The sequence below is a fragment of the Hanstruepera ponticola genome, from assembly GCF_012931685.1.
Classification (GTDB): Bacteria; Bacteroidota; Bacteroidia; order Flavobacteriales; family Flavobacteriaceae; genus Hanstruepera; species Hanstruepera ponticola.
Map to the genome: position 1 here is coordinate 38733 of NZ_JABANC010000007.1, position 19621 is coordinate 58353.

At 33.3% G+C, this 19621-nt stretch carries 18 protein-coding genes; 11 read left to right on the top strand and 7 right to left on the bottom strand.

Features of this window, described 5'->3' with window-relative positions; all coding sequences use genetic code 11:
• Position 1: 1 nt before the first annotated feature.
• The 6 genes from HGK31_RS13445 to HGK31_RS13470 all read left to right on the top strand — a co-directional run bounded on the left by HGK31_RS13445 (position 2) and on the right by HGK31_RS13470 (position 3743).
• Positions 2–367 (top strand): cupin domain-containing protein, encoded by a 366-nt coding sequence (locus HGK31_RS13445; protein WP_191860719.1) that lies wholly within the window; start codon positions 2–4, stop codon positions 365–367.
• A gap of 23 nt (positions 368–390) precedes the next feature.
• Positions 391–1188 carry an alpha/beta fold hydrolase gene (locus HGK31_RS13450; protein ID WP_223115350.1) on the top strand — a complete coding sequence of 266 codons (798 nt, stop codon included), beginning with the start codon at positions 391–393 and terminating at the stop codon, positions 1186–1188.
• A 22-nt stretch (positions 1189–1210) separates the two neighbouring features.
• Positions 1211–1780: a hypothetical protein gene (locus HGK31_RS13455; protein ID WP_191860723.1), complete on the top strand. Its 570-nt coding sequence runs from the start codon at positions 1211–1213 to the stop codon at positions 1778–1780.
• Between the two features lie 121 nt (positions 1781–1901).
• Positions 1902–2657, top strand: coding sequence for a 23S rRNA pseudouridine(2604) synthase RluF (gene rluF, locus HGK31_RS13460; RefSeq protein ID WP_191860725.1), 756 nt, complete (start codon positions 1902–1904; stop codon positions 2655–2657).
• Positions 2658–2737: 80 nt separating this feature from the next.
• Positions 2738–3307 carry a hypothetical protein gene (locus tag HGK31_RS13465; protein WP_191860727.1) on the top strand — a complete coding sequence of 190 codons (570 nt, stop codon included), beginning with the start codon at positions 2738–2740 and terminating at the stop codon, positions 3305–3307.
• Between the two features lie 13 nt (positions 3308–3320).
• On the top strand, positions 3321–3743 hold the full coding sequence (locus HGK31_RS13470) for a VOC family protein (RefSeq protein ID WP_191860729.1): 423 nt from the start codon (positions 3321–3323) through the stop codon (positions 3741–3743).
• Positions 3744–3745: 2 nt separating this feature from the next.
• Here HGK31_RS13470 and HGK31_RS13475 read toward each other — a convergent pair whose 3' ends face one another.
• The 3 genes from HGK31_RS13475 to HGK31_RS13485 all read right to left on the bottom strand — a co-directional run bounded on the left by HGK31_RS13475 (position 3746) and on the right by HGK31_RS13485 (position 8443).
• Positions 3746–4627, bottom strand: coding sequence for a bifunctional 5,10-methylenetetrahydrofolate dehydrogenase/5,10-methenyltetrahydrofolate cyclohydrolase (locus HGK31_RS13475; RefSeq protein ID WP_191860731.1), 882 nt, complete (start codon positions 4625–4627; stop codon positions 3746–3748).
• A gap of 45 nt (positions 4628–4672) precedes the next feature.
• Positions 4673–6001 (bottom strand): signal recognition particle protein, encoded by a 1329-nt coding sequence (gene ffh / locus HGK31_RS13480; RefSeq protein ID WP_104736390.1) that lies wholly within the window; start codon positions 5999–6001, stop codon positions 4673–4675.
• 126 nt (positions 6002–6127) lie between these two features.
• A complete protein-coding gene (locus tag HGK31_RS13485) occupies positions 6128–8443 on the bottom strand; it encodes a LamG domain-containing protein (protein ID WP_191860733.1) in 2316 nt (771 codons plus the stop codon).
• A 101-nt stretch (positions 8444–8544) separates the two neighbouring features.
• On the opposite strand from HGK31_RS13485, the gene HGK31_RS13490 reads away from it, so the two are divergent.
• Genes HGK31_RS13490 through HGK31_RS13500 form a run of 3 tightly spaced genes read left to right on the top strand, consistent with a single transcriptional unit; the run spans position 8545 to position 12299 of the window.
• Positions 8545–9060: an RNA polymerase sigma factor gene (locus HGK31_RS13490; protein WP_191860735.1), complete on the top strand. Its 516-nt coding sequence runs from the start codon at positions 8545–8547 to the stop codon at positions 9058–9060.
• Positions 9061–9115: 55 nt separating this feature from the next.
• The gene (locus tag HGK31_RS13495; protein WP_191860737.1) at positions 9116–10018 is read left to right on the top strand and encodes a FecR family protein; all 903 of its coding nucleotides are present in this window, start codon (positions 9116–9118) and stop codon (positions 10016–10018) included.
• On the top strand, positions 10011–12299 hold the full coding sequence (locus tag HGK31_RS13500) for a TonB-dependent receptor plug domain-containing protein (protein WP_191860739.1): 2289 nt from the start codon (positions 10011–10013) through the stop codon (positions 12297–12299). The genes HGK31_RS13495 and HGK31_RS13500 overlap by 8 nt, the downstream gene beginning before the upstream one ends.
• A gap of 4 nt (positions 12300–12303) precedes the next feature.
• On the opposite strand, the gene HGK31_RS13505 is transcribed toward HGK31_RS13500, so the two are convergent.
• Positions 12304–12780 (bottom strand): hypothetical protein, encoded by a 477-nt coding sequence (locus HGK31_RS13505; protein WP_191860741.1) that lies wholly within the window; start codon positions 12778–12780, stop codon positions 12304–12306.
• A 204-nt stretch (positions 12781–12984) separates the two neighbouring features.
• Between HGK31_RS13505 and HGK31_RS13510 the strand changes: the two genes are divergently transcribed.
• A complete protein-coding gene (locus tag HGK31_RS13510) occupies positions 12985–13881 on the top strand; it encodes a TIR domain-containing protein (RefSeq protein WP_191860743.1) in 897 nt (298 codons plus the stop codon).
• Between the two features lie 222 nt (positions 13882–14103).
• On the opposite strand, the gene argS is transcribed toward HGK31_RS13510, so the two are convergent.
• Both argS and HGK31_RS13520 read right to left on the bottom strand, forming a co-directional pair.
• Complete coding sequence (argS, locus tag HGK31_RS13515; RefSeq protein ID WP_191860745.1) at positions 14104–15882, bottom strand: arginine--tRNA ligase; 1779 nt, start codon at positions 15880–15882, stop codon at positions 14104–14106.
• 119 nt (positions 15883–16001) lie between these two features.
• Positions 16002–16205, bottom strand: a complete 204-nt coding sequence (locus tag HGK31_RS13520; protein WP_104736383.1) for a hypothetical protein — start codon at positions 16203–16205, stop codon at positions 16002–16004.
• Positions 16206–16591: 386 nt separating this feature from the next.
• Here HGK31_RS13520 and HGK31_RS13525 point away from each other — a divergent pair, with 386 nt between their 5' ends.
• The gene (locus HGK31_RS13525) at positions 16592–18661 is read left to right on the top strand and encodes a tetratricopeptide repeat-containing sensor histidine kinase (protein WP_191860747.1); all 2070 of its coding nucleotides are present in this window, start codon (positions 16592–16594) and stop codon (positions 18659–18661) included.
• Here HGK31_RS13525 and ctlX read toward each other — a convergent pair.
• Positions 18658–19590, bottom strand: coding sequence for a citrulline utilization hydrolase CtlX (gene ctlX, locus HGK31_RS13530; protein ID WP_191860749.1), 933 nt, complete (start codon positions 19588–19590; stop codon positions 18658–18660). The genes HGK31_RS13525 and ctlX overlap by 4 nt on opposite strands.
• Between the last annotated feature and the right edge of the window lie 31 nt (positions 19591–19621).

Sequence of the window (19621 nt, forward strand, 5' to 3'; positions counted from 1 at the left end):
TATGAAAAAATATAGCGTACAAACATCTCCTTTTATTGTTTCAACTACAGATGGAAAAATTATAAAAGAACATTTTGGCTTGGCGAGCACTGGTAATTCAGATATTAGCATTGCACATATGATTGCGCCTCCAGGTTGGAGCGAACCATTTCAAACACCAGAATTTGATGAATTTACATTTATTATAAAAGGGAAAAAGCAGTTTATTATTGAAGGCGAAACTATCGTTTTAGAAGCTGGTCAATCCATAAAAATCACCAAAAACACTAGAGTTCAATACTCCAACCCTTTTAATGAACCTTGTGAATATTTAGCCATCTGTAAACCCGCATTTTCTATAGATTTAGTAAATAGAGAACCATCGTGATTGTCATTCAAAAATTAATAGGCTTGTTTATTAACATCGTTAGTTTATTCTCCAAAAAATTAGGAGCAAGATTAGCTTTATTTTTATTTACGAGACCTTTAAAAGGCCGAATAAATGAAGAACAATCTGATTTTTTAGGGACCTCATTTAGGGAGGAACTCTTGGTGAATGGTACACCCGTGATGACCTATCGTTGGTTGGGAAAAGGCAGAACCATACTGTTAGCTCATGGTTGGGAAAGTAATTCGGCTAGATGGCAATATTTGATTGAGCCATTAAAAAAACTTAACTATAATATTATTGCTCTTGATGCTCCAGCGCATGGGAGATCAGGAAGTAGTCGCTTTAATGCTTTGCTTTATGCTGAATTCATACAAGGTGTTGCAAAAAAATTTAAACCAGACATCATTATTGGACATTCTGTTGGAGGCATGGCTTCAGCTTTTTCACAAAGCAATTCTGAAAATTCTAATTTAAAAAAACTTATTTTAATTGGTTCTCCATCAGAATTTACAGATGTATTAAAACGCTATTTTAAAATGATGGGCTACAGCAAGCGTACAAAAAATGCCATAACTGCGTTAATAAAAAAAAGGTTTAATGTTGAAACTATTTCTTTTTCAACTGCCAAACAATTAGAATTGCTAAATCTAGAAGGATTAATTATTCATGACGAAAAAGATGATGTCATCCCATATCATGATGCCATCCTTATCAACAAAAGCCTTAAAAACAGTAAACTTATTACAACCTCTGGATTAGGTCATTCTATGAATGACGAAAGCATTTCAAACCACATCTATGAGTTTATAGAGAGTTAAATTTTTAATCAACTGACTGACTGTGAATAATCATTTAGAACATATTAAATACGCATACAACAGTAGTACAAATTGTTCCTTTTACTCATATAATATTTTTAAAATAAATCATAAAAAAATAGAATTAGATGATATTTTTAATTTCGATCTACTCTTAATCGGAGATTATAGTAAATTAAAAAAACATCAAAGCGAACGTGTGATAAATGAAGGCTTGTTTTCATCAAAACATACATATAAAACTAAAGTAATCGATGCTTATGGCCCTGTAATAAAATCAACGATAACAAGTAATGATTTTAAAAAACTCAGTTATGAAATGTTTGAGAAAAAAATGAACTCAATTATAGACCTTATGTACAATAGAAAAGATTTGCATGAAGCTGATGATTTATATAATTTTTTTAATCAATCTTTAATTGATCTTGAAAATTTTAATCTAGAAAATTGTGATTTTTATTTTTTGGACTCAAATTTATTTAGCAACACAAGAAAGCATAAGTTATCATTCATCTATTCCTATTTTATTTCAATAGTTGGTATCAATCCAGATTTAAATACTTTTTTCATCTTAAACTTTGGTAATGATTAAAAAAGCATGTCAAACGATGCATTAATTAATTAATTGTTTTTGAATAAATTCAAGTTCCCTTTATAATATTTCGGTATTTTTGATTTCTAAAACCATTAATGATTCTTCACAAATTCTTTTTATGAACGAAAATTTAATCAGACTCAACAAATATTTAAGTGAAGCTGGCTATTGCTCACGTCGTGCAGCGGACAAACTTATAGATGCAGGTCGCGTTACAATTAATGGTGAAGTGCCAGAAATGGGAACCAAAGTAAGTCCTGATGATGTGGTATGCGTGGATGGTAAAGAAGTGAAGAACAACAAAAATAAATTTGTATATCTAGCTTTCAATAAACCTATTGGCATTGTTTGCACTACAGACACACGCGTTGAAAAAGATAATATCATAGATTTTATAAATTATCCGAAACGTATTTTTCCCATTGGTCGATTAGATAAACCCAGTGAAGGCTTGATTTTTTTAACCGATGACGGTGATATAGTCAACAAGATTTTACGTGCCAGTAATAATCATGAAAAAGAATACATTGTAACTGTTGACAAGCCTATTTCTCAAACTTTTATAGAACGTATGGCAAATGGCGTTCCTATCATGGATACCGTTACCAAAAAATGCTATGTTGAAAAGTTAGATTCACACACATTTAAAATTATTCTCACACAAGGTTTAAACAGACAAATTAGACGTATGTGTGAATATTTAAACTATGAAGTGCAAACACTAAAACGTGTACGCATCATGAATATTTTACTGGATGTTCCTGTTGGAAAATATAGAGAATTTACAGATAGTGAATTAAAAGAACTTAATACATTATTGGAAGAATCTACTAAAACATTTGTTCCAAAATCTCATTCAAGACGCTCAAAATAAGACTACTTAAGATGTTAATTTATTATTAATTAACAGCAGCTTTATCATTCTGATTGGTAACTTTAAGAAAACTAACAACCATGAAAGCACTATTAATTGTTTTTTTTCTGTCATCTTTCTGCTCATTTTCTCAATATGAATTCACAAGTAGTAAAGACTTTCCATTTGGGCAGCCGAACCCTGAAGCTCCCAATCAAATAACTGATTATGCGCCAATGATTGGTAGCTGCAATTGTACCTCTACAAAACGTAATCAAGATGGCTCTTGGACTGATCCCGAAGCCATGACTTGGACATGGAAATATATTATGAATGGCATGGCCGTTCAAGATGAAACACTTAAATCAGATGGCTCACATTCTGGGAGTATACGGCAATATATTGCTGACAGCAGCAGATGGTATGTACACTGGTATAGCTCCAAGACTCCCTCAACAAAATTCCCAACATGGGAAGGCAATAAACAAGAAAATGGTAATATCGTTTTATACAGAGAACAGGCAGCACCAAATGGCACTGAAGGCTTTTTTAGATTAACTTTTTATGATATTAGTAAAACGGGTTATAAATGGGTTGGTGAATGGGTTGACAAATCAGAATCCGTAGTTTTTCCAACTTGGAAGATAGATTGCGTTCGAGACGAGAATTAGTCTATATTTGAATATGTCAAAGCTCTCACCATTTCACATCGCTATTCCTGTTCATAATTTAAATGAGTCTAGAATTTTTTATCGCGATATATTAAACTGCGAAGAAGGCAGAAGTAGTGACCATTGGGTTGATTTCAATTTATTTGGTCATCAATTGGTAATTCATTACAAACCAAAATCAAAAGAAGAACTTCAAACCAATACTGTTGATGGTAAAAATGTACCTATCCCTCATTACGGTGTTGTATTACCTTGGGATACGTTTCGTGAATTTGCTGAAGATTTAAAAAATAAAGGCATCCAATTCATCATTGAGCCTTATGTTCGTTTTGAAGGTCAAACAGGCGAACAGGCTACGATGTTTTTCCTAGATCCAGCAGGAAATGCTTTAGAGTTTAAAGCTTTTAAAGACATAGATCAGTTGTTTGCTAAATAATCTTATTTATTATTGTGAATTTCCCTAGCCAACAACGTATTTTTTAACAACATAGCAATTGTCATTGGTCCTACACCGCCAGGAACTGGCGTAATAAAACTAGCTTTTTTGCTAACATTTTCAAAGTCCACATCTCCTGTAATAACATAACCTTTTGGTGAAGTTTCATCTTGAACTCTTGTAATTCCAACATCAATAATTACAGCATCATCTTTTACCATTTCAGCCTTCAAGAAATTAGGGACTCCAAGTGCCGATATAATAATGTCAGCTTGAGAAGTAATTTGAGTTATATTCTTTGTGTGACTATGTGTAAGTGTTACAGTTGAATTTCCGGGAAACCCTTTTCTACCCATTAAAATACTCATTGGTCTTCCTACAATATGACTTCTCCCTATTACAACTGTATGCTTTCCCTTTGTATCTACATTGTATCTATCTAACAACTCCAAAATACCAAATGGTGTTGCTGGAATAAACGTGGACATGTCAAGTGCCATTTTACCGAAATTCATAGGATGAAAACCATCCACATCCTTATCTGGATGAACAGCCATTAAAACTTTTTGAGTATTAATCTGACGTGGCAAAGGCAATTGAATAATAAATCCATCAATATCTGGGTTTTCATTTAATTCTTCAATTTTATCTAATAATTCAATTTCACTAGTTGTATTTGACATACGAACCATGGTCGACTCAAAACCAACGCGCTCACAAGCCCTGACCTTACTGCCTACATACGTCAAACTAGCGCCATCATTACCGACAATAACTGCTGCCAAATGCGGAACTTTCTCTCCTTTGGCTTTCATTTTTTTAACCTCTTCGGCTATTTCGTTTTTGATGTCGTTACTTACTTTTCTTCCGTCTAAAATGGTCATCTGTTGAAATTTGATTAATAGTTTTTATAAATAAAAAAACATGAGTTACCTCATGTTTTTCATAGCTTGCATCATACGTTTACCGCCACCACCTTGCATCATTTTCATCATCTTGCTCATTTGATCAAATTGTTTTAGTAATTGATTCACTTCTTGAACCGAAGTTCCCGAACCTTTACCTATTCGTTTTTTTCTACTTGAATTTATAATAGCAGGATTAGCGCGTTCTTTTGGCGTCATAGAATGAATAATAGCCTCAATACCTTTAAAAGCGTCATCATCTATATCAATGTTTTTCATCATTTTTCCAGCTCCAGGTATCATGCCTATTAAATCTTTCATGTTACCCATTTTCTTAATCTGTTGGATCTGCTTTAAGAAGTCATCAAATCCGAACTGATTTTTAGCTATTTTCTTTTGAAGTTTCCTAGCCTCTTCTTCATCATATTGCTCTTGAGCTCTTTCTACTAACGAAACCACATCACCCATTCCCAAAATACGGTCTGCCATACGTGACGGATAAAACACATCAATAGCTTCCATCTTCTCACCTGTACCAATAAATTTGATAGGCTTATTAACAACCGACTTAATAGAAATGGCAGCACCACCACGTGTATCACCATCTAACTTGGTAAGGATAACACCATCAAAGTTCAGTACATCATTAAAAGCTTTAGCTGTGTTAACAGCATCTTGACCAGTCATGGAATCAACCACAAACAAGGTTTCCTGTGGCTGAATAGCCTTATGAATATTGGATATCTCGGTCATCATAGCCTCATCAACAGCTAGACGACCAGCAGTATCTATAATTACCACATTGTGACCATTGGCTTTGGCATGAGCAATACCAGCTTGCGCAATGGCAACAGGATCTTGATTGCCTTTATCACTAAAAACCTCAACATTTATCTGTTCACCAACAACATGCAACTGGTCAATAGCAGCAGGACGATACACATCACAAGCAACTAATAATGGTTTTTTTGTTTTTTTGTTTTTTAAGTAATTGGCCAGTTTACCAGAGAAAGTTGTTTTACCAGAACCCTGCAAACCAGACATTAATATAATACTTGGTGTTCCTGATAGGTTGATTCCTTCGGCATCACCACCCATAAGTTCGGTTAACTCGTCCTTTACGATTTTAACCATTAACTGACCAGGTTGTAACGTTGTCAATACGTTTTGACCAAGTGCTTTTTCCTTTACACGATTTGTAAATTCCTTGGCAATTTTAAAATTAACATCGGCATCTAAAAGCGCTCTTCGAACTTCCTTTAAAGTTTCAGCAACATTAACTTCAGTAATACTACCATGACCTTTTAAGACATGTAACGCTTTATCTAACTTTTCACTTAAATTATTAAACATAGGATTCTTGTAATTTTAAGAATTGCAAATTTAAGGATTTGTAGTGTATTTATAAAGTTTAATCAAACAAAAAAAGCTACTGTTTCCAGTAGCCTTTCACCTAAACTAATTAACCAAAAATTAGCATTACAAGCAAGTATAACATTCTGCTTCTAAATTGTATAAATCGCCTACTTCATTATTGCTTAATGTACGTCTGTAAACGCGTAAATCATCCAAACGGCCTTGAAAACCTTCACCTAAAAGATATTGAGATGTAGGATCAGGTCCAATGCTCAAATCGGAGTTCTCATCAATATTTCTTAAGACGCCGTCTCTATATAATCTAACAGTATTATTGGAATCTACTGTAACAACCAAGTGATGCCAGTCTGTATTATCCCAAACAACATCTACCTCTTGATTCCAATCATTATCCCAAAGTGATGTGTTTAAATTATCAAAAAACAAAGGCGTATTTAAATCGTAAACTCCCAATTGAAATCCAACGGTAGCATTACCTGGCTTTCTAAAAAACACTTCTAAATTTCCTGCGTCTGTATTTTGCATCTTAAACCAAACACTTATTGAAAAACTATCACCTTGTACTAATTGATTTTGTGTTGTAACTGGTATAGAGAAATTTGTATTTCCATCTAACGAAACAGCACAAGTGGCATTTCCAGCACGATCTTCTGTTAGAAATGTGAATCCTTCAACAATTTCGCCACTAATTAGATCTTTAACTTCACCTCCAAATGGCATATAGATAATTAAATCATTCATTAATGTTCCCGGGTTATCACAATTTGAACAATCTTGTTCCATGACCATCGTACTATTACTATTTATCGCTTCGAATGCCATTATATCTGGGCATTCAACTAATAGCCAACTACCCGAAATAGCCTGAATATCTGGGCCTGCAACACTGTTAAACTCTAATATAGTTCCTGAACCCGATTGTGAAGTGGACCACATAGAAACAATAGTTAAACCGTTTCCAGTTATAACTACCGTGCCGTCTGAATTAAAATCTAAATCATAAACAGCTAAATTACCACTTCCATCAAAATCAACCACGTTCCATATACACTCTACTAAATGAGCATCAAGTTCTTGCTCTGAACATGGCACATTACATTGTTCAACAACTAACGTGATTTCAAAAACTTGAAAAGCTCCATTATCTGCTTCAATTCTTAAATAAATAGTTTGTGGGTTTGTTGTGTTAGTAAATGTGTTTGGTTGTGCAATGGCATTCACATTGGCTTGAGCATTTGTCAAACTTAAATGAAATGAAGCTGAAAAATTTGCATCACAAATGATGTTGCCCAACACTAATGTTTCTAATTCAAATATTGCAAATCCATCATTATCAAAATCACATGCTGTTACTGTTGTATTTCCGAAACAATCAAATGGTAAGTCCGTATTATCACAATCTTGTTCCAACTCTAAAGTAATTGTATTGGCTCCTTCACCTTGAAAATATACAATTCTGTTTTCATCACAACTTTGAAGTATCCACTCTCCATTTAGCAAATCAAAAGTTACTAAACCATCGATAGTTAATGCATTTTCATTAAACTCATCAACAGTCCAATTTCCTGTTTCTGTTACTGTAGGAGTTCCATTTACAACCACTGTTCCGTCTAAGTTGAAAACCAGATGATTTTCATCAACAGCATCACCATTTGCATCATAGGTATAACCGTCCAAACCACATTCCACAAGCCATCCTGTTAATTCCGCATAATTTGCTTCACAGTCATCAATAGAACAGTTTGCATCAGCTGCTTCAATAGCATCCTCTAGTTCTTGATTACTATTGACTTCAACGGTATTCCCATTTACATAAACAAGGGTAACTGGAAAATTTAAACTTGCCAATACACCTTGGTTGCCGTTCTCTAAATTATCTAAAAATATATATAACTCGTAATCATTGTTTATTTCAACTGTTTCAATAACCTGGAAATTAGTGTTATAAATTGAAAACACTATGGGATACACAAAATCCACACACTCAATGACATCTTCATTGGCAACACAACTTTCAATAAAAGCATCTAACTCTTCAACAGATTCTATATTAATTTCTGTATAATCATTTAAAATAATAGTTATTGGAAACAAGAAATCTATATCATCCTCGTCATTCGGGTTCTCGTTAAATATAGCTTCGATAATACTAAAATCGTCAATAGACTCTATTGTAATTGTTATTCCATTAGCCACTATAGTTACAGGCAAATTAACTGTAAAACAGTCGCTACCATCCATAATATTATCAACTGTACCATCATTGGAAGCGGTATTACGCATTAAAGTAGCAAGTGTTGAATTTGGCGTGATGGTTTCTTCTTGATTTGGAGGGGTTTCTTCATTGGCTTCTTCTTGACATGATACGCCAACAAACAACATCATAAGTAGTAACAAAAGTGAAAATTTAAATTTCATAACATGAATTTTATTGGTTATTTACAATATAACAGTTCCGTTTAAAAATGTCCTACCTCTGTATTTCTTTTTTTATACATTTACGAACATAAAACCTAAAAATGCCCAAAGACTTAAACAACCATATTTGCGATGAAGCTTTATTTTCAAAGGCATTTAGTGACTATTCTAAAGACCTACATGATTTCCTATATTACAAATTTGGTAGTCATATTAATCCGCAAGACAAAGTCCAAGAAGCTTTTGTAAAGCTTTGGCAAAAGTGCAAAGATGTTAAACCTTCAAAGGCAAAATCATTTTTATTTACGGTTGCCAACAATTTAACATTGAATGATATTGCCCATCAAAAAGTCGTGTTAAAATTTCAGGAAACCAAGCCCAAATCATCTACCCATGAAGATCCGGAATTCCTAATGCAGGAACAAGAATATAAACTAAAATTACAAAAGGCTATTTCTAACTTAACCGAAGCACAACGTGTGGCATTCTTAATGAACCGTATTGAAGGCAAGAAGCATAAAGAAATCGCTGAAGTTTTGAATATTTCACAAAAAGCTGTTGAGAAACGTATTTATGGTGCATTAAAACAATTACGAAAAGAAATTGAGGGAATTTAATACTTTGAGGTAGGAGAAAAAGAGTCAAGTCTGTTATATATATGAAATACTGATTATGGATAGAGAATATTTAATAAAAAAATGGTTGAATCACGACTTGAATGCTGAAGAAGAAAGCGCTTTCAAAGCATTGGATGACTATCCTGATTTGAAAAAATTATCACATGCTCTAAAGGACTTCTCGGCTCCCGAATTAGATAATGAATCAGTATACTCTAAAATTCAAGAGAAAATTTCAACAAGTAACAATACAAAAAACAATACGGCTTGGTTTAAACCATTTTTAAGAATTGCCGCTGTTATTGCAGTCATTTTCAGCATGTATTATTATACAACAACACTTGACACCACAACGGAAACCCTATTAGCAGAAAAGACTGAAATCACCTTACCAGATCAAACATTAGTAACACTGAATGCTAAATCGTCACTTACTTTCAATAAAAAGAATTGGAGTTCCAAAAGAGATGTACACTTGGATGGCGAAGCCTTTTTTGATGTTGAAAAAGGATCAGAATTCACCGTTTTAACAAGTTCAGGAAACATAACGGTTCTTGGTACTGAATTCAATGTAAAAAACAGACATGACTATTTTGAAGTCACTTGCTATGAAGGCTCTGTAAAAGTCATTGCTAATACAAAAACCAAAGTGTTAAAACCTGGAGACCAGTTTTTAATCATTGATGGGAAATATATTGCTCAAGAAAAAGAAAAAAACAAAAAACCAAGTTGGCTGGGTAACGAAAGTTATTTTAAGAGTATTCCTTACAAGTATGTGTTACGTGAATTTGAACGGCAATACAAGGTTTCATTTAATTCTGATGCTATTGATTCTGAACGATTATACACAGGAAGTTTTGTTCACGACAATCAGGAATTAGCTCTAAAGACTATTACGCTACCTTTAAACCTTAACTTTAACATTAAAAACAGTGTGATTGTACTAAACCGTGAGTAGTATTAAAACAATAATTATTACCTGTTTATTTTTATGTAATTTTCTTTTAGTTCGTGCTCAAAATCAAACTAATAAGGAGCCGCTTTCTGATGTTCTCGAAATGTTATCAGAACAATATCAAGTTCGTTTTTCCTATGCCGATGAGCATGTGATTGGTAAAACTGTTAGGCTTCCTGATGAAGACCTATCTCTTGAAACCCTCATCACATTCTTACAAAAAGAAACCCATTTGGTATTTCAGCAAATAGACACTAACAACTATGTTATAAGAAATTCTATTACTGACACTCAATTTTTAGACGAAGTGCTTATCACCAAATTCTTAACTGAAGGAATTTCCATAAAAACTGATGGCACCTCTGAAATAAATCTTGACGAATTTGGCATATTACCTGGCTTGATTGAACCTGATGTTTTGCAAACTATTCAAGCACTTCCGGGAATAACTAGTGTTGATGAGCGTGTATCTAACCTTAATATTCGAGGTGGAACAAATGATCAAAATCTTATTATGTGGGATGGCATAAAAATGTATCAATCAGGTCATTTTTTTGGTTTGATTTCTGCATTCAATCCCTCATTAATCAATGCTGTATCCATTTCTAAAAATGGTACAAGCGCCCAATTTGGCGACGGTGTTTCAGGAATAATTAATATGCATAGTTCTGATAGTATTCATGATAAAGTTCAAGGTGGATTTGGTAGTAATCTAATTGCCGCAGATGGTTATATTAAAGTACCTATTACTAAAAAAATTGGTGTTCAAGTTTCAGCAAAACGGTCGCTTACCGATGTTTTTAATACACCTACTTACAACCAGTATTTTGATAGGATTTTTCAAGATTCAGATTTAACTCAACAAAACAGTAATCGTATTACCCAAGACGAACGCTTTTATTTTTATGATGTTTCAGCTAAAGTGATATTAAAACCCACCCCAAAAGATCAAATAACTATAAGTGGTCTGAAAATATTTAATTCCTTGGATTATCGCGAAACTTCAATTGCTAACAGCTTCAGTCAATCTTCAACCAGTAAACTGATACAAGAAAGTATGGCTTTGGGATTTGAATACAAACGAAATTGGCAACCCAAATTACAAACCACAATAACGACCTCATTATCTAATTATGATTTAAACTCAAAAAACAACGATGTAAGTAATAATCAACGGCTCATCCAAGAAAATGATGTCAGAGACAATAGGTTTGAATTTCAAGCCAATTATCAAATAAATGGTAATTTAAATTATTTAGGAGGCTATCAATATGCTGAAATTGGCATGAGCAACCTAGAAGACGTTTCTAATCCTGAATATAGGCGTTACGTGAAGGAAGTACTTCGGGCACACGGTCTATTTAACGAAGTTAGTTTTAAGTCTAATTCAGGAAAAACCTATGCCAGATTAGGGCTTCGCGCTAATTATATTGAACAGTTTTCTGACTTTTTTATGGAGCCTAGATTGGCAATCAATCAAAAGATTTCAAAAAACTTTAGGTTAGAACTATTAGCCGAACTGAAAAGTCAGACGGCTTCTCAAATAATTGATTTACAAGATGATTTTCTAGGTGTTGAAAAAAGGCGCTGGATACTGTCCAACAATGACGATATACCAATTATTCAAAGTCAGCAGTTATCATTGGGAACACATTATAAAAAGAAATCACTGCTAGTTAGTTTGGAAGGATACATCAAACAGGTTGAAGGTATTACCTCTAGAAGTCAAGGGTTTCAAAACCAATATCAATATACCAACACGAGTGGCTCCTATACAATATCAGGGTTAGATTTTTTAATTAACCAGCAATTTGATAACTGGAGTACTTGGTTAAGCTATTCGGTAAGTAAAAATGATTACACTTTTAATGATCTTAATAATGGCATTGACTTTCCCAATAACATTGACATAAGACACCAAATTACTTTTGCCGGAACCTACAGTATTAATAATTTAAAATTGGCTTTAGGTATGAATTGGCATTCCGGAAGACCTACAACAGGTTACAATACTGAAAACCCTATAGCCATTGGAAACATAAACTATAATGAACCAAACAGCAGTAATCTTTCAAGTTATTTTAGAACCGATTGTTCAGCGACATATAAATTTAAGCTTACCAAAAAATGGCAAGCACATTTAGGTGCCTCTATTTGGAATCTCTTTAATACTAAAAATACCATTAACAACTATTATCAGCTAAACAACCAAAACACGGTTACCGAAATCAATACGCAATCTTTGGGTATAACACCCAACTTTACCTTTCGGGTAAGTTTTTAAGCAACTATATTTTTTCGAAAATTAGTTCGTCTGTACCATCATTTGTCAACTCAATTCGTGACTCCGTATAAGATTCTACATGCCAGTCATCAGACAATTCCTCATAAGCTGGTGGAGAATCAAATGATAAATTAAAATTCACACCATCATTGTTACTGTTATTTGACACCAAATAAGTACCATTATGAGTATCAATACCATCAGTAGCAGCTACCGTGCCTTGTGACGTAAAACTAAAACCAAATGTTGTATAGTTATTGGTTTCTTCATGATCAGTATCAAAATAAAATGCCACACGCCAAGTGCCTTGTAACATAAGTGCTTTTACTTGTTGCACCTGAACAGACACATTGTTGCCGCCTCCATTTCCGCCTCCATTTCCACCTCCAGAGCCACTATCATCACTTGAACTGGAACAACCTGCAATTATAAAGAGTATTGCTAGGATACATACTTTATGGATAACCCATTTATTTTTCATCACGCTATTTTTATTTATAAATTACGGTACTAATCTAAAAATAATTTCTGAATTTTATCAAGTGATTAACCACACATTCAAGCAAAATTACGTACAACTACGTATTGACTTTATAAACTTAAAAAACTAACTTCGCTTATCATGAGATATAAAACATTAAAACGATTTATATCACTACGTTGGCATTAATTTAAAGAAAAGAATATGAAAAAAAATTGGCTTGTCACATCAGGTTTTTCGGAAATAACTGAGACAGAAATAAAGTACATTCCAAAAACCATAAAGGATGAATTAAACGAAGATAGAATTGTAAATTCAATTGTTAGCACTGATATTGAATTTGAAAATGGAACGATTGAATTTGAAGTTCAATCCAAAGATATTTATGGAATTTGCCAACTAATTTTAAACAGTGATACTGGACCTGACTTGAATGTTGGACTAAATACATCAGGTTATTTATATGGAATAGTTCAATTTAACAGAAAAACAAATAAATGGGAATTACTTAAGGGAGTTGGTGAACAAGAAACTTTTGACACCTCTAAATTCTACAAATTAAAAATTACAGTTACTGGTTCAATAATTTCTCTATTTGTTAATGGCATTTTAATTGCATCTGCAATAGAAAATGTCAGAAAAGGACAACTTCAAATTGCCTTTTCATCAAGAAAAGAAATAATTGTTAAAAACTTTAAAGTAAATCTTTTAAAACCAAAGGCATTTATAGTAATGCAATTTACCGAAGATTATAATCAATTATATACTGAGGTAATTAAACCAGTTTGCGAAAGTTATGGACTTGAAGTTGAGAGAGCTGACGAATTTTACACAGCAACACCAATTATAAAAGACATAGTAAAATCAATAAAAAATGCGTCCGTAATTATTGCAGAAATTACACCTGACAATCCAAATGTATTTTATGAAGTAGGTTATGCTCATGCAATTGAGAAACCAACAATTTTATTAAGTGATATAAAAAGAGATAAACTTCCTTTTGACATATCTGGATTTAGAACATTATTTTACGAAAATACTATTGCTGGAAAAACTAAAGTTGAAAGAAACTTAAAGAAATTTCTTGAGAATATTTTTTAATAAAACTAATGCCAACAACGTGTATAATTTATTCTATGTTAGTTAACTAAAAGAATAATTCCTACTTTTAAGAAACATTAAGAACAATCGGAAAACTTGCAAGTCAGAGCCTTGCTGTTTTACTCCAGCGAATTTTTCGCCGTAATCGGCTCATCCGATCGCAAAGCGCTCGGTTAAAATCCGCACGAATACATACACAGAGACGATAAGCGTAATCCCAATCTACATTCTATCAGGCACCTGAATTCCTAATAACGCGAATGCTTGTTTGATTGTTCTGCCAACTACGTGTGATAGTTGTACTCTAAATACTTTTTCTGCTTGGTCATCAGCCCCTAAAATAGAGACGTTTTGGTAAAATGAATTAAACTCCTTTACTAAATCATACGTATAATTAGCAATCAAAGCCGGACTAAAATTGCTAGCTGCCAGTTGTACCGTTTCTGGGAATAATTGGACTTGCTTAATCAGCTCACGTTCTTTATCATGTAAGTTTACAGGTGCTACGTGATTGCTGTAATCAAAATCTGCTTTACGTAAAATAGCCTGTATTCTGGCATAGGTATATTGAATAAAAGGCCCTGTGTTTCCTTGAAAATCTACAGATTCCTTGGGATCAAACAAAATACGTTTTCTAGGGTCAACTTTTAGAATATAATATTTTAAGGCTCCCAATCCAATAATATGGTAAAGTGCTTGCTTATCAGCTTCAGAATAACCATCTAATTTGCCTAACTCTTTTGAGATGTCTTCGGCAGTTTGCGCCATTTCATCCATCAAATCATCAGCATCAACTACAGTGCCTTCACGACTTTTCATTTTACCACTTGGCAAATCGACCATACCATAACTTAAATGGTATAAATTTTCTGCCCATTCAAAACCTAGTTTTTTAATGATTAGGAACAAAACCTTAAAATGGTATTCCTGTTCATTCCCAACCGTATAAACCATTCCACCAACGTCAGGATAGTCTTTTACACGTTGAATGGCGGTTCCAATATCTTGGGTCATATAAACAGCAGTTCCGTCAGCACGTAGTACAATTTTTTCGTCCAAGCCATCATCGGTCAAATCACACCAGACTGAACCATCTTCTTTTTTATAAAAAACACCCGTTTTTAGACCTTCTTCAACAAACTCTTTACCTAATAAATAGGTTTCACTTTCGTAATATAGTTTATCAAAGTCAACGCCCAGATTTTTATACGTAATATCAAATCCGTCATAAACCCAACCGTTCATGGTTTCCCAAAGCTTAACCACTTCGGAATCTCCTGCCTCCCATTGACGCAGCATATCTTGGGCTTCCACTAAAATTGGCGCTACCTTTTTAGCTTCTTCTTCAGTTTTACCTTCAGAAATCAAATGGGTTATTTCCTTTTTGTACTCTTGGTCAAACTTTACATAGTAATTCCCAACCAACTTATCGCCTTTTACACCAGTGCTTTCAGGAGTTTCGCCATTACCAAAACGCTGCCATGCCAACATACTCTTACAAATATGAATACCACGATCGTTGATAATTTGAGTTTTATAAACCTTTTTGCCAGAGGCTTTTAAAATTTCAGAAACACTATAACCCAGCAAGTTATTACGTATATGCCCTAAATGCAACGGCTTGTTTGTATTTGGCGAAGAATATTCAACCATAACCGCTTTATCATTCGGTTTTGGCTTGATGGCACCAAATGCTTCATCATTAAAAATGTCATTAAAACTCTGAAGAAAATAACTATCCTGAATCTCAATATTCAAAAATCCTTTAACCACATTAAATCCCTTGACCTCATCAACATGTTCCATTAAATACTGACCAATGTTCTCTCCTATTTGAACAGGATTGCCTTTTACCACGCGTAACATAGAAAAAATAACAACCGTAATATCACCTGGAAACTCCTTACGCGTGGCTTGGAATTCAACAGTTGATAAATCACTATTATAAATTTGCTTTACAGCTTGCTTTACTGATTTTAAAAGCGTTTCCTGAAGATTCATGTCTGATTTTTTAAGACTGCAAAGATAAAACTTTTATTAAAGTGACACTTGTAAATATGTGATAATAAAAAAGCCTGTTTGAGTTGTAAACAGGCTTTTTTTACGCCAAAATTTAATGTTTATGATTTTTTACCACCCAAAAAACTTAATGCTACAGATGCGATTCCTAAAGCAATAGTGATATATGAATTATCATTATCTTGAGCCTCAATACTTAAATCACCTATTCCTACTGAAGCTTCTGGTGCAATAAGGGTATAAATACCGTAAATAACCAATATAATTCCAACTACTAGTAAGATCATTTTAACTGTTTTATTCATATGTTTTTGGTTTAAATTCTAATGAATATACTGAAAAAAAACAATATTCAAATTCGCGCTGTTTTATGACGAATCAGGATATCTAATTTAGACATTAGAGTCATTGTGCATTTCATCGACAAAAGTGTCGTTTTTCCAAGATTTATGCCGTTAATCGAGTAGTACTTTTTTTACAAAAAAACAGGCATCCATTTCAACTAATTTTTTGGCATTAAAACCTAAAAATTAGCTTTTTGCAAGGGTTTTGTTAATTTTTGTTTAGTAATGCTATTAATCCCCAAATTAATGAGCTTTCTTAAACTAACTAACATATCACAAGCTTCAATGATATCATTGTTTTCTGTTTCAGAAAAAAGATATACCAATTGTTGTTGTGTATTTACTGTATGAAGAAATTAATTACTTTAATTATTTTCCTTTCTGTTTTTACTGGTTTTTCACAAACCATGGAACAGGACAGTCTTACCATACAGCTAGCTTTCCAAAAGGCTGACACCTCCAAAGTAAAAACCTCATTACGTCTTGTTAAAGTGCTTTATAATCAAGGGGATTACAATAAAGCATTGCAATACATTGCGCAAAGCGAAAAGCTTTCCAATGATTTGAATTATGAAAAAGGCATAGCCGAAATAACATACTACAAAGCAAAAATCTACGCCAAAAAGAATGATTATATCAATGCCATTGCCAATTATTCTAAGTCTAAAGAATTGTTTTTAGCACAACAAGATACTTTAAGTGTTGCCAAGGTAAATAATAGCATCGGACTCATTGAAATTGAGCGTGGAAATTATAAAAAAGGACTTCAGCATGCGCTATCAGCTATTGAGGAATTGGAAAAACGTAATTTAAAGCGTGAATTGAGTTCCGCCTATAAAAGCCTGGCTACAGCTTATGAAAAAACCAATGATAGATTAAAATCAATTGAGTTTAACCTGAAGCGTCTTGAAATAGAGGAAGAATTACAAAACCAAGCAGGAATTATAAGTACCTACAAAACGCTAGCAGAACTATATTCTGAAGAAAAAGAAAATAGAAAAGCTATTGATTTTTACGAAAAAGTACTAAACCTAATTGGCACTGATAATGACTCCTTAAGAGGCGAAATTTTACCAAGATTAGGAGGTGAGTATCTCCAATTTAAAGATTACGATGAAGCATCAGAATATCTTATTGAAGGATTACAACTTAATAGAAAGACCGATAATCAACTTGGTCTTTTAATCTCATTGAACAATTTAGGAAAATTGAATATTCAGCAAAAAAGAACCAAACTTGCCGATATTAGATTAAACGAAGCTGGAAATATTGCCAAGGCCATTAACAACAAATCAGAACTCTTAAAAAACTATGAATTAAGAAGGCAGTTGGATTCAACCAGCCGAAATTTTGAACGTGCATTTAAGTGGCAACGGGATTATTATGAGTTAAAAAGCAAATTAGATAAAGAAAAGATTATTAAACCTAGTTATTCTGACATTGACGAATCTACACTAAAAAATATTACGTCAACGGCTACATCAAATAACACGGCACTTATTGATGAACACAATAAAGAAACCCTCTTAAACGAAAAGAGGATTAAGGATTTAAAGCTTGTTGTATATGGGCTTATTGCAGCACTTTCAATAGTGCTTATCTTTTTTATATTAACCTATTTAAAAAGAAATAATAACCTGCTGTACACTCAAGATTTAGAAGATAAAAACAAAAAGATTGAATTACAAAATGAAGCCATTTTAGAGCAAACGAAGCACTTAGAAGACATCAATAAAGTGAAAGATAAATTGTTCTCAATTGTTTCACATGATTTAAAAGACTCCTTGACATCTATTAAAGGGTTTATTGATTTATTAAAAGATGGACAACTTTCTCAAAGTGAATTCAACAATCTGATTCCCGAGTTAAGTGAGAATGCCAATAATGCCTCCATGTTGTTATTCAATTTACTTAATTGGTCAAAATCTCAAATGCAATCGTTGGAATCAAACCCTTCTTTGTTTGATATTCAAGAGGTTTTTGAAGAAAAAGTGCAGTTACTGGAACAAAAAATGGACAAAAAAGGTATTTTGTTGAGAAACAAAACACTGCGTGATTTTGTGTATGCCGATAGAAGTATGGTGGAGATAGTCATCCAAAACTTATTGACAAATGCTATTAAATTTAGTAAGGAAGGCGACACCATCACCATATCAAACCACATAAGCAGCGGTAAATCCATTATTAGTATTTCAGATACTGGCGTGGGCATTTCTCCTGAAAATCAAAAGAAACTGTTTAAAAACAGTACGTTTACCACTGTGGGAACTGGCAACGAGAAAGGAACTGGTTTAGGTTTAAGCATCTGTAAAGAACTTGTTGATTTAAATCACGGTAAGATTTGGGTTGAAAGCGACCTTAATAGAGGCAGCACGTTCTACGTAGAACTACCTAAATCCAATCCGCAAAACACTTAATTTTTTGGCAAAAACACTTCTGCCATCATACAACGAGCACTACCACCACCACATGTTTCAATAGTTTCTAACGAACTAGATATAATAGGACAGAATTTTTCAATTTCTGTAATTTGAGCTTTAGTTAAACTATTATGAGCAGCTTGGCTCATTACCAAATAACGTTGATTTAAATGTCCTCTAACCTGCAACATGTTTCCAGCAAACTGATGCATTTGTGATTCAGTTATACTTATGATTGTTTTACCATCTTCTTTAAGACTCTTAACAACTTGCTTGCGCTCTTTTTTATCATCAATACTATCCAAGCAGATTACCGCAAATTTTTCTGCCAAACACATCATAACATTGGTATGATAAATAGGTAAACGTTCACCATCAACAGTTTGATTTGCTGTGAACACTATGGGTGTATATTCAAAATCTTCACAAAACTCAATAAAGAGTTCTTCATCTGCTCTTGGTGATAAAGCACAATATGCTTTATGATTTATTCTATCTAGCAACAAGCTACCTGTACCTTCCAAAAATACACCTTCTTCTTCGGCACTTGTATAGTCAACAATGTTTTCAATCTTGAAACCTTCTTTTTCAAGTCTAATAAAAACCTCATCGCGTCTTTCCTTACGTCTATTTTCAGCAAACATTGGGTATAAGGCAACATCACCATTTTCATGAAAGCTAACCCAATTATTTGGAAAAATAGAATCAGGTGTATCCATTAATTTATCATCATTTTCAACAATAACATTAACACCAACAGCACGCAATTTTTCAACAAAAGCATCAAACTCCTCCTGTGCTTTAGCATTAATTTCAGCATTTTTTAAATCTAAGTCTTCCTGGAAGTAATTATTTACAGCTGTTTGCTCATTCATCCTAAAACTTACAGGACGAATCATTAAAATGGTATTTGTTGTTTGATGCATAGTATTCTAAAATTATGCAAAATTACTTCTT

Bases quoted from the DNA above. Each gene is read 5' to 3' on its own strand.
- HGK31_RS13490 (WP_191860735.1), top strand. From the start codon at position 8,545: ATGCCCAAAGACTTAAACAACCATATTTGCGATGAAGCTTTATTTTCA.
- HGK31_RS13505 (WP_191860741.1), bottom strand. From the start codon at position 12,780: ATGAAAAATAAATGGGTTATCCATAAAGTATGTATCCTAGCAATACTC.
- HGK31_RS13475 (WP_191860731.1), bottom strand. From the start codon at position 4,627: ATGACCATTTTAGACGGAAGAAAAGTAAGTAACGACATCAAAAACGAA.
- argS (WP_191860745.1), bottom strand. From the start codon at position 15,882: ATGAATCTTCAGGAAACGCTTTTAAAATCAGTAAAGCAAGCTGTAAAG.
- rluF (WP_191860725.1), top strand. From the start codon at position 1,902: ATGAACGAAAATTTAATCAGACTCAACAAATATTTAAGTGAAGCTGGC.
- HGK31_RS13445 (WP_191860719.1), top strand. From the start codon at position 2: ATGAAAAAATATAGCGTACAAACATCTCCTTTTATTGTTTCAACTACA.
- HGK31_RS13525 (WP_191860747.1), top strand. From the start codon at position 16,592: ATGAAGAAATTAATTACTTTAATTATTTTCCTTTCTGTTTTTACTGGT.
- ffh (WP_104736390.1), bottom strand. From the start codon at position 6,001: ATGTTTAATAATTTAAGTGAAAAGTTAGATAAAGCGTTACATGTCTTA.
- HGK31_RS13520 (WP_104736383.1), bottom strand. From the start codon at position 16,205: ATGAATAAAACAGTTAAAATGATCTTACTAGTAGTTGGAATTATATTG.
- HGK31_RS13470 (WP_191860729.1), top strand. From the start codon at position 3,321: ATGTCAAAGCTCTCACCATTTCACATCGCTATTCCTGTTCATAATTTA.
- HGK31_RS13510 (WP_191860743.1), top strand. From the start codon at position 12,985: ATGAAAAAAAATTGGCTTGTCACATCAGGTTTTTCGGAAATAACTGAG.
- HGK31_RS13495 (WP_191860737.1), top strand. From the start codon at position 9,116: ATGGATAGAGAATATTTAATAAAAAAATGGTTGAATCACGACTTGAAT.
- ctlX (WP_191860749.1), bottom strand. From the start codon at position 19,590: ATGCATCAAACAACAAATACCATTTTAATGATTCGTCCTGTAAGTTTT.
- HGK31_RS13465 (WP_191860727.1), top strand. From the start codon at position 2,738: ATGAAAGCACTATTAATTGTTTTTTTTCTGTCATCTTTCTGCTCATTT.
- HGK31_RS13485 (WP_191860733.1), bottom strand. From the start codon at position 8,443: ATGAAATTTAAATTTTCACTTTTGTTACTACTTATGATGTTGTTTGTT.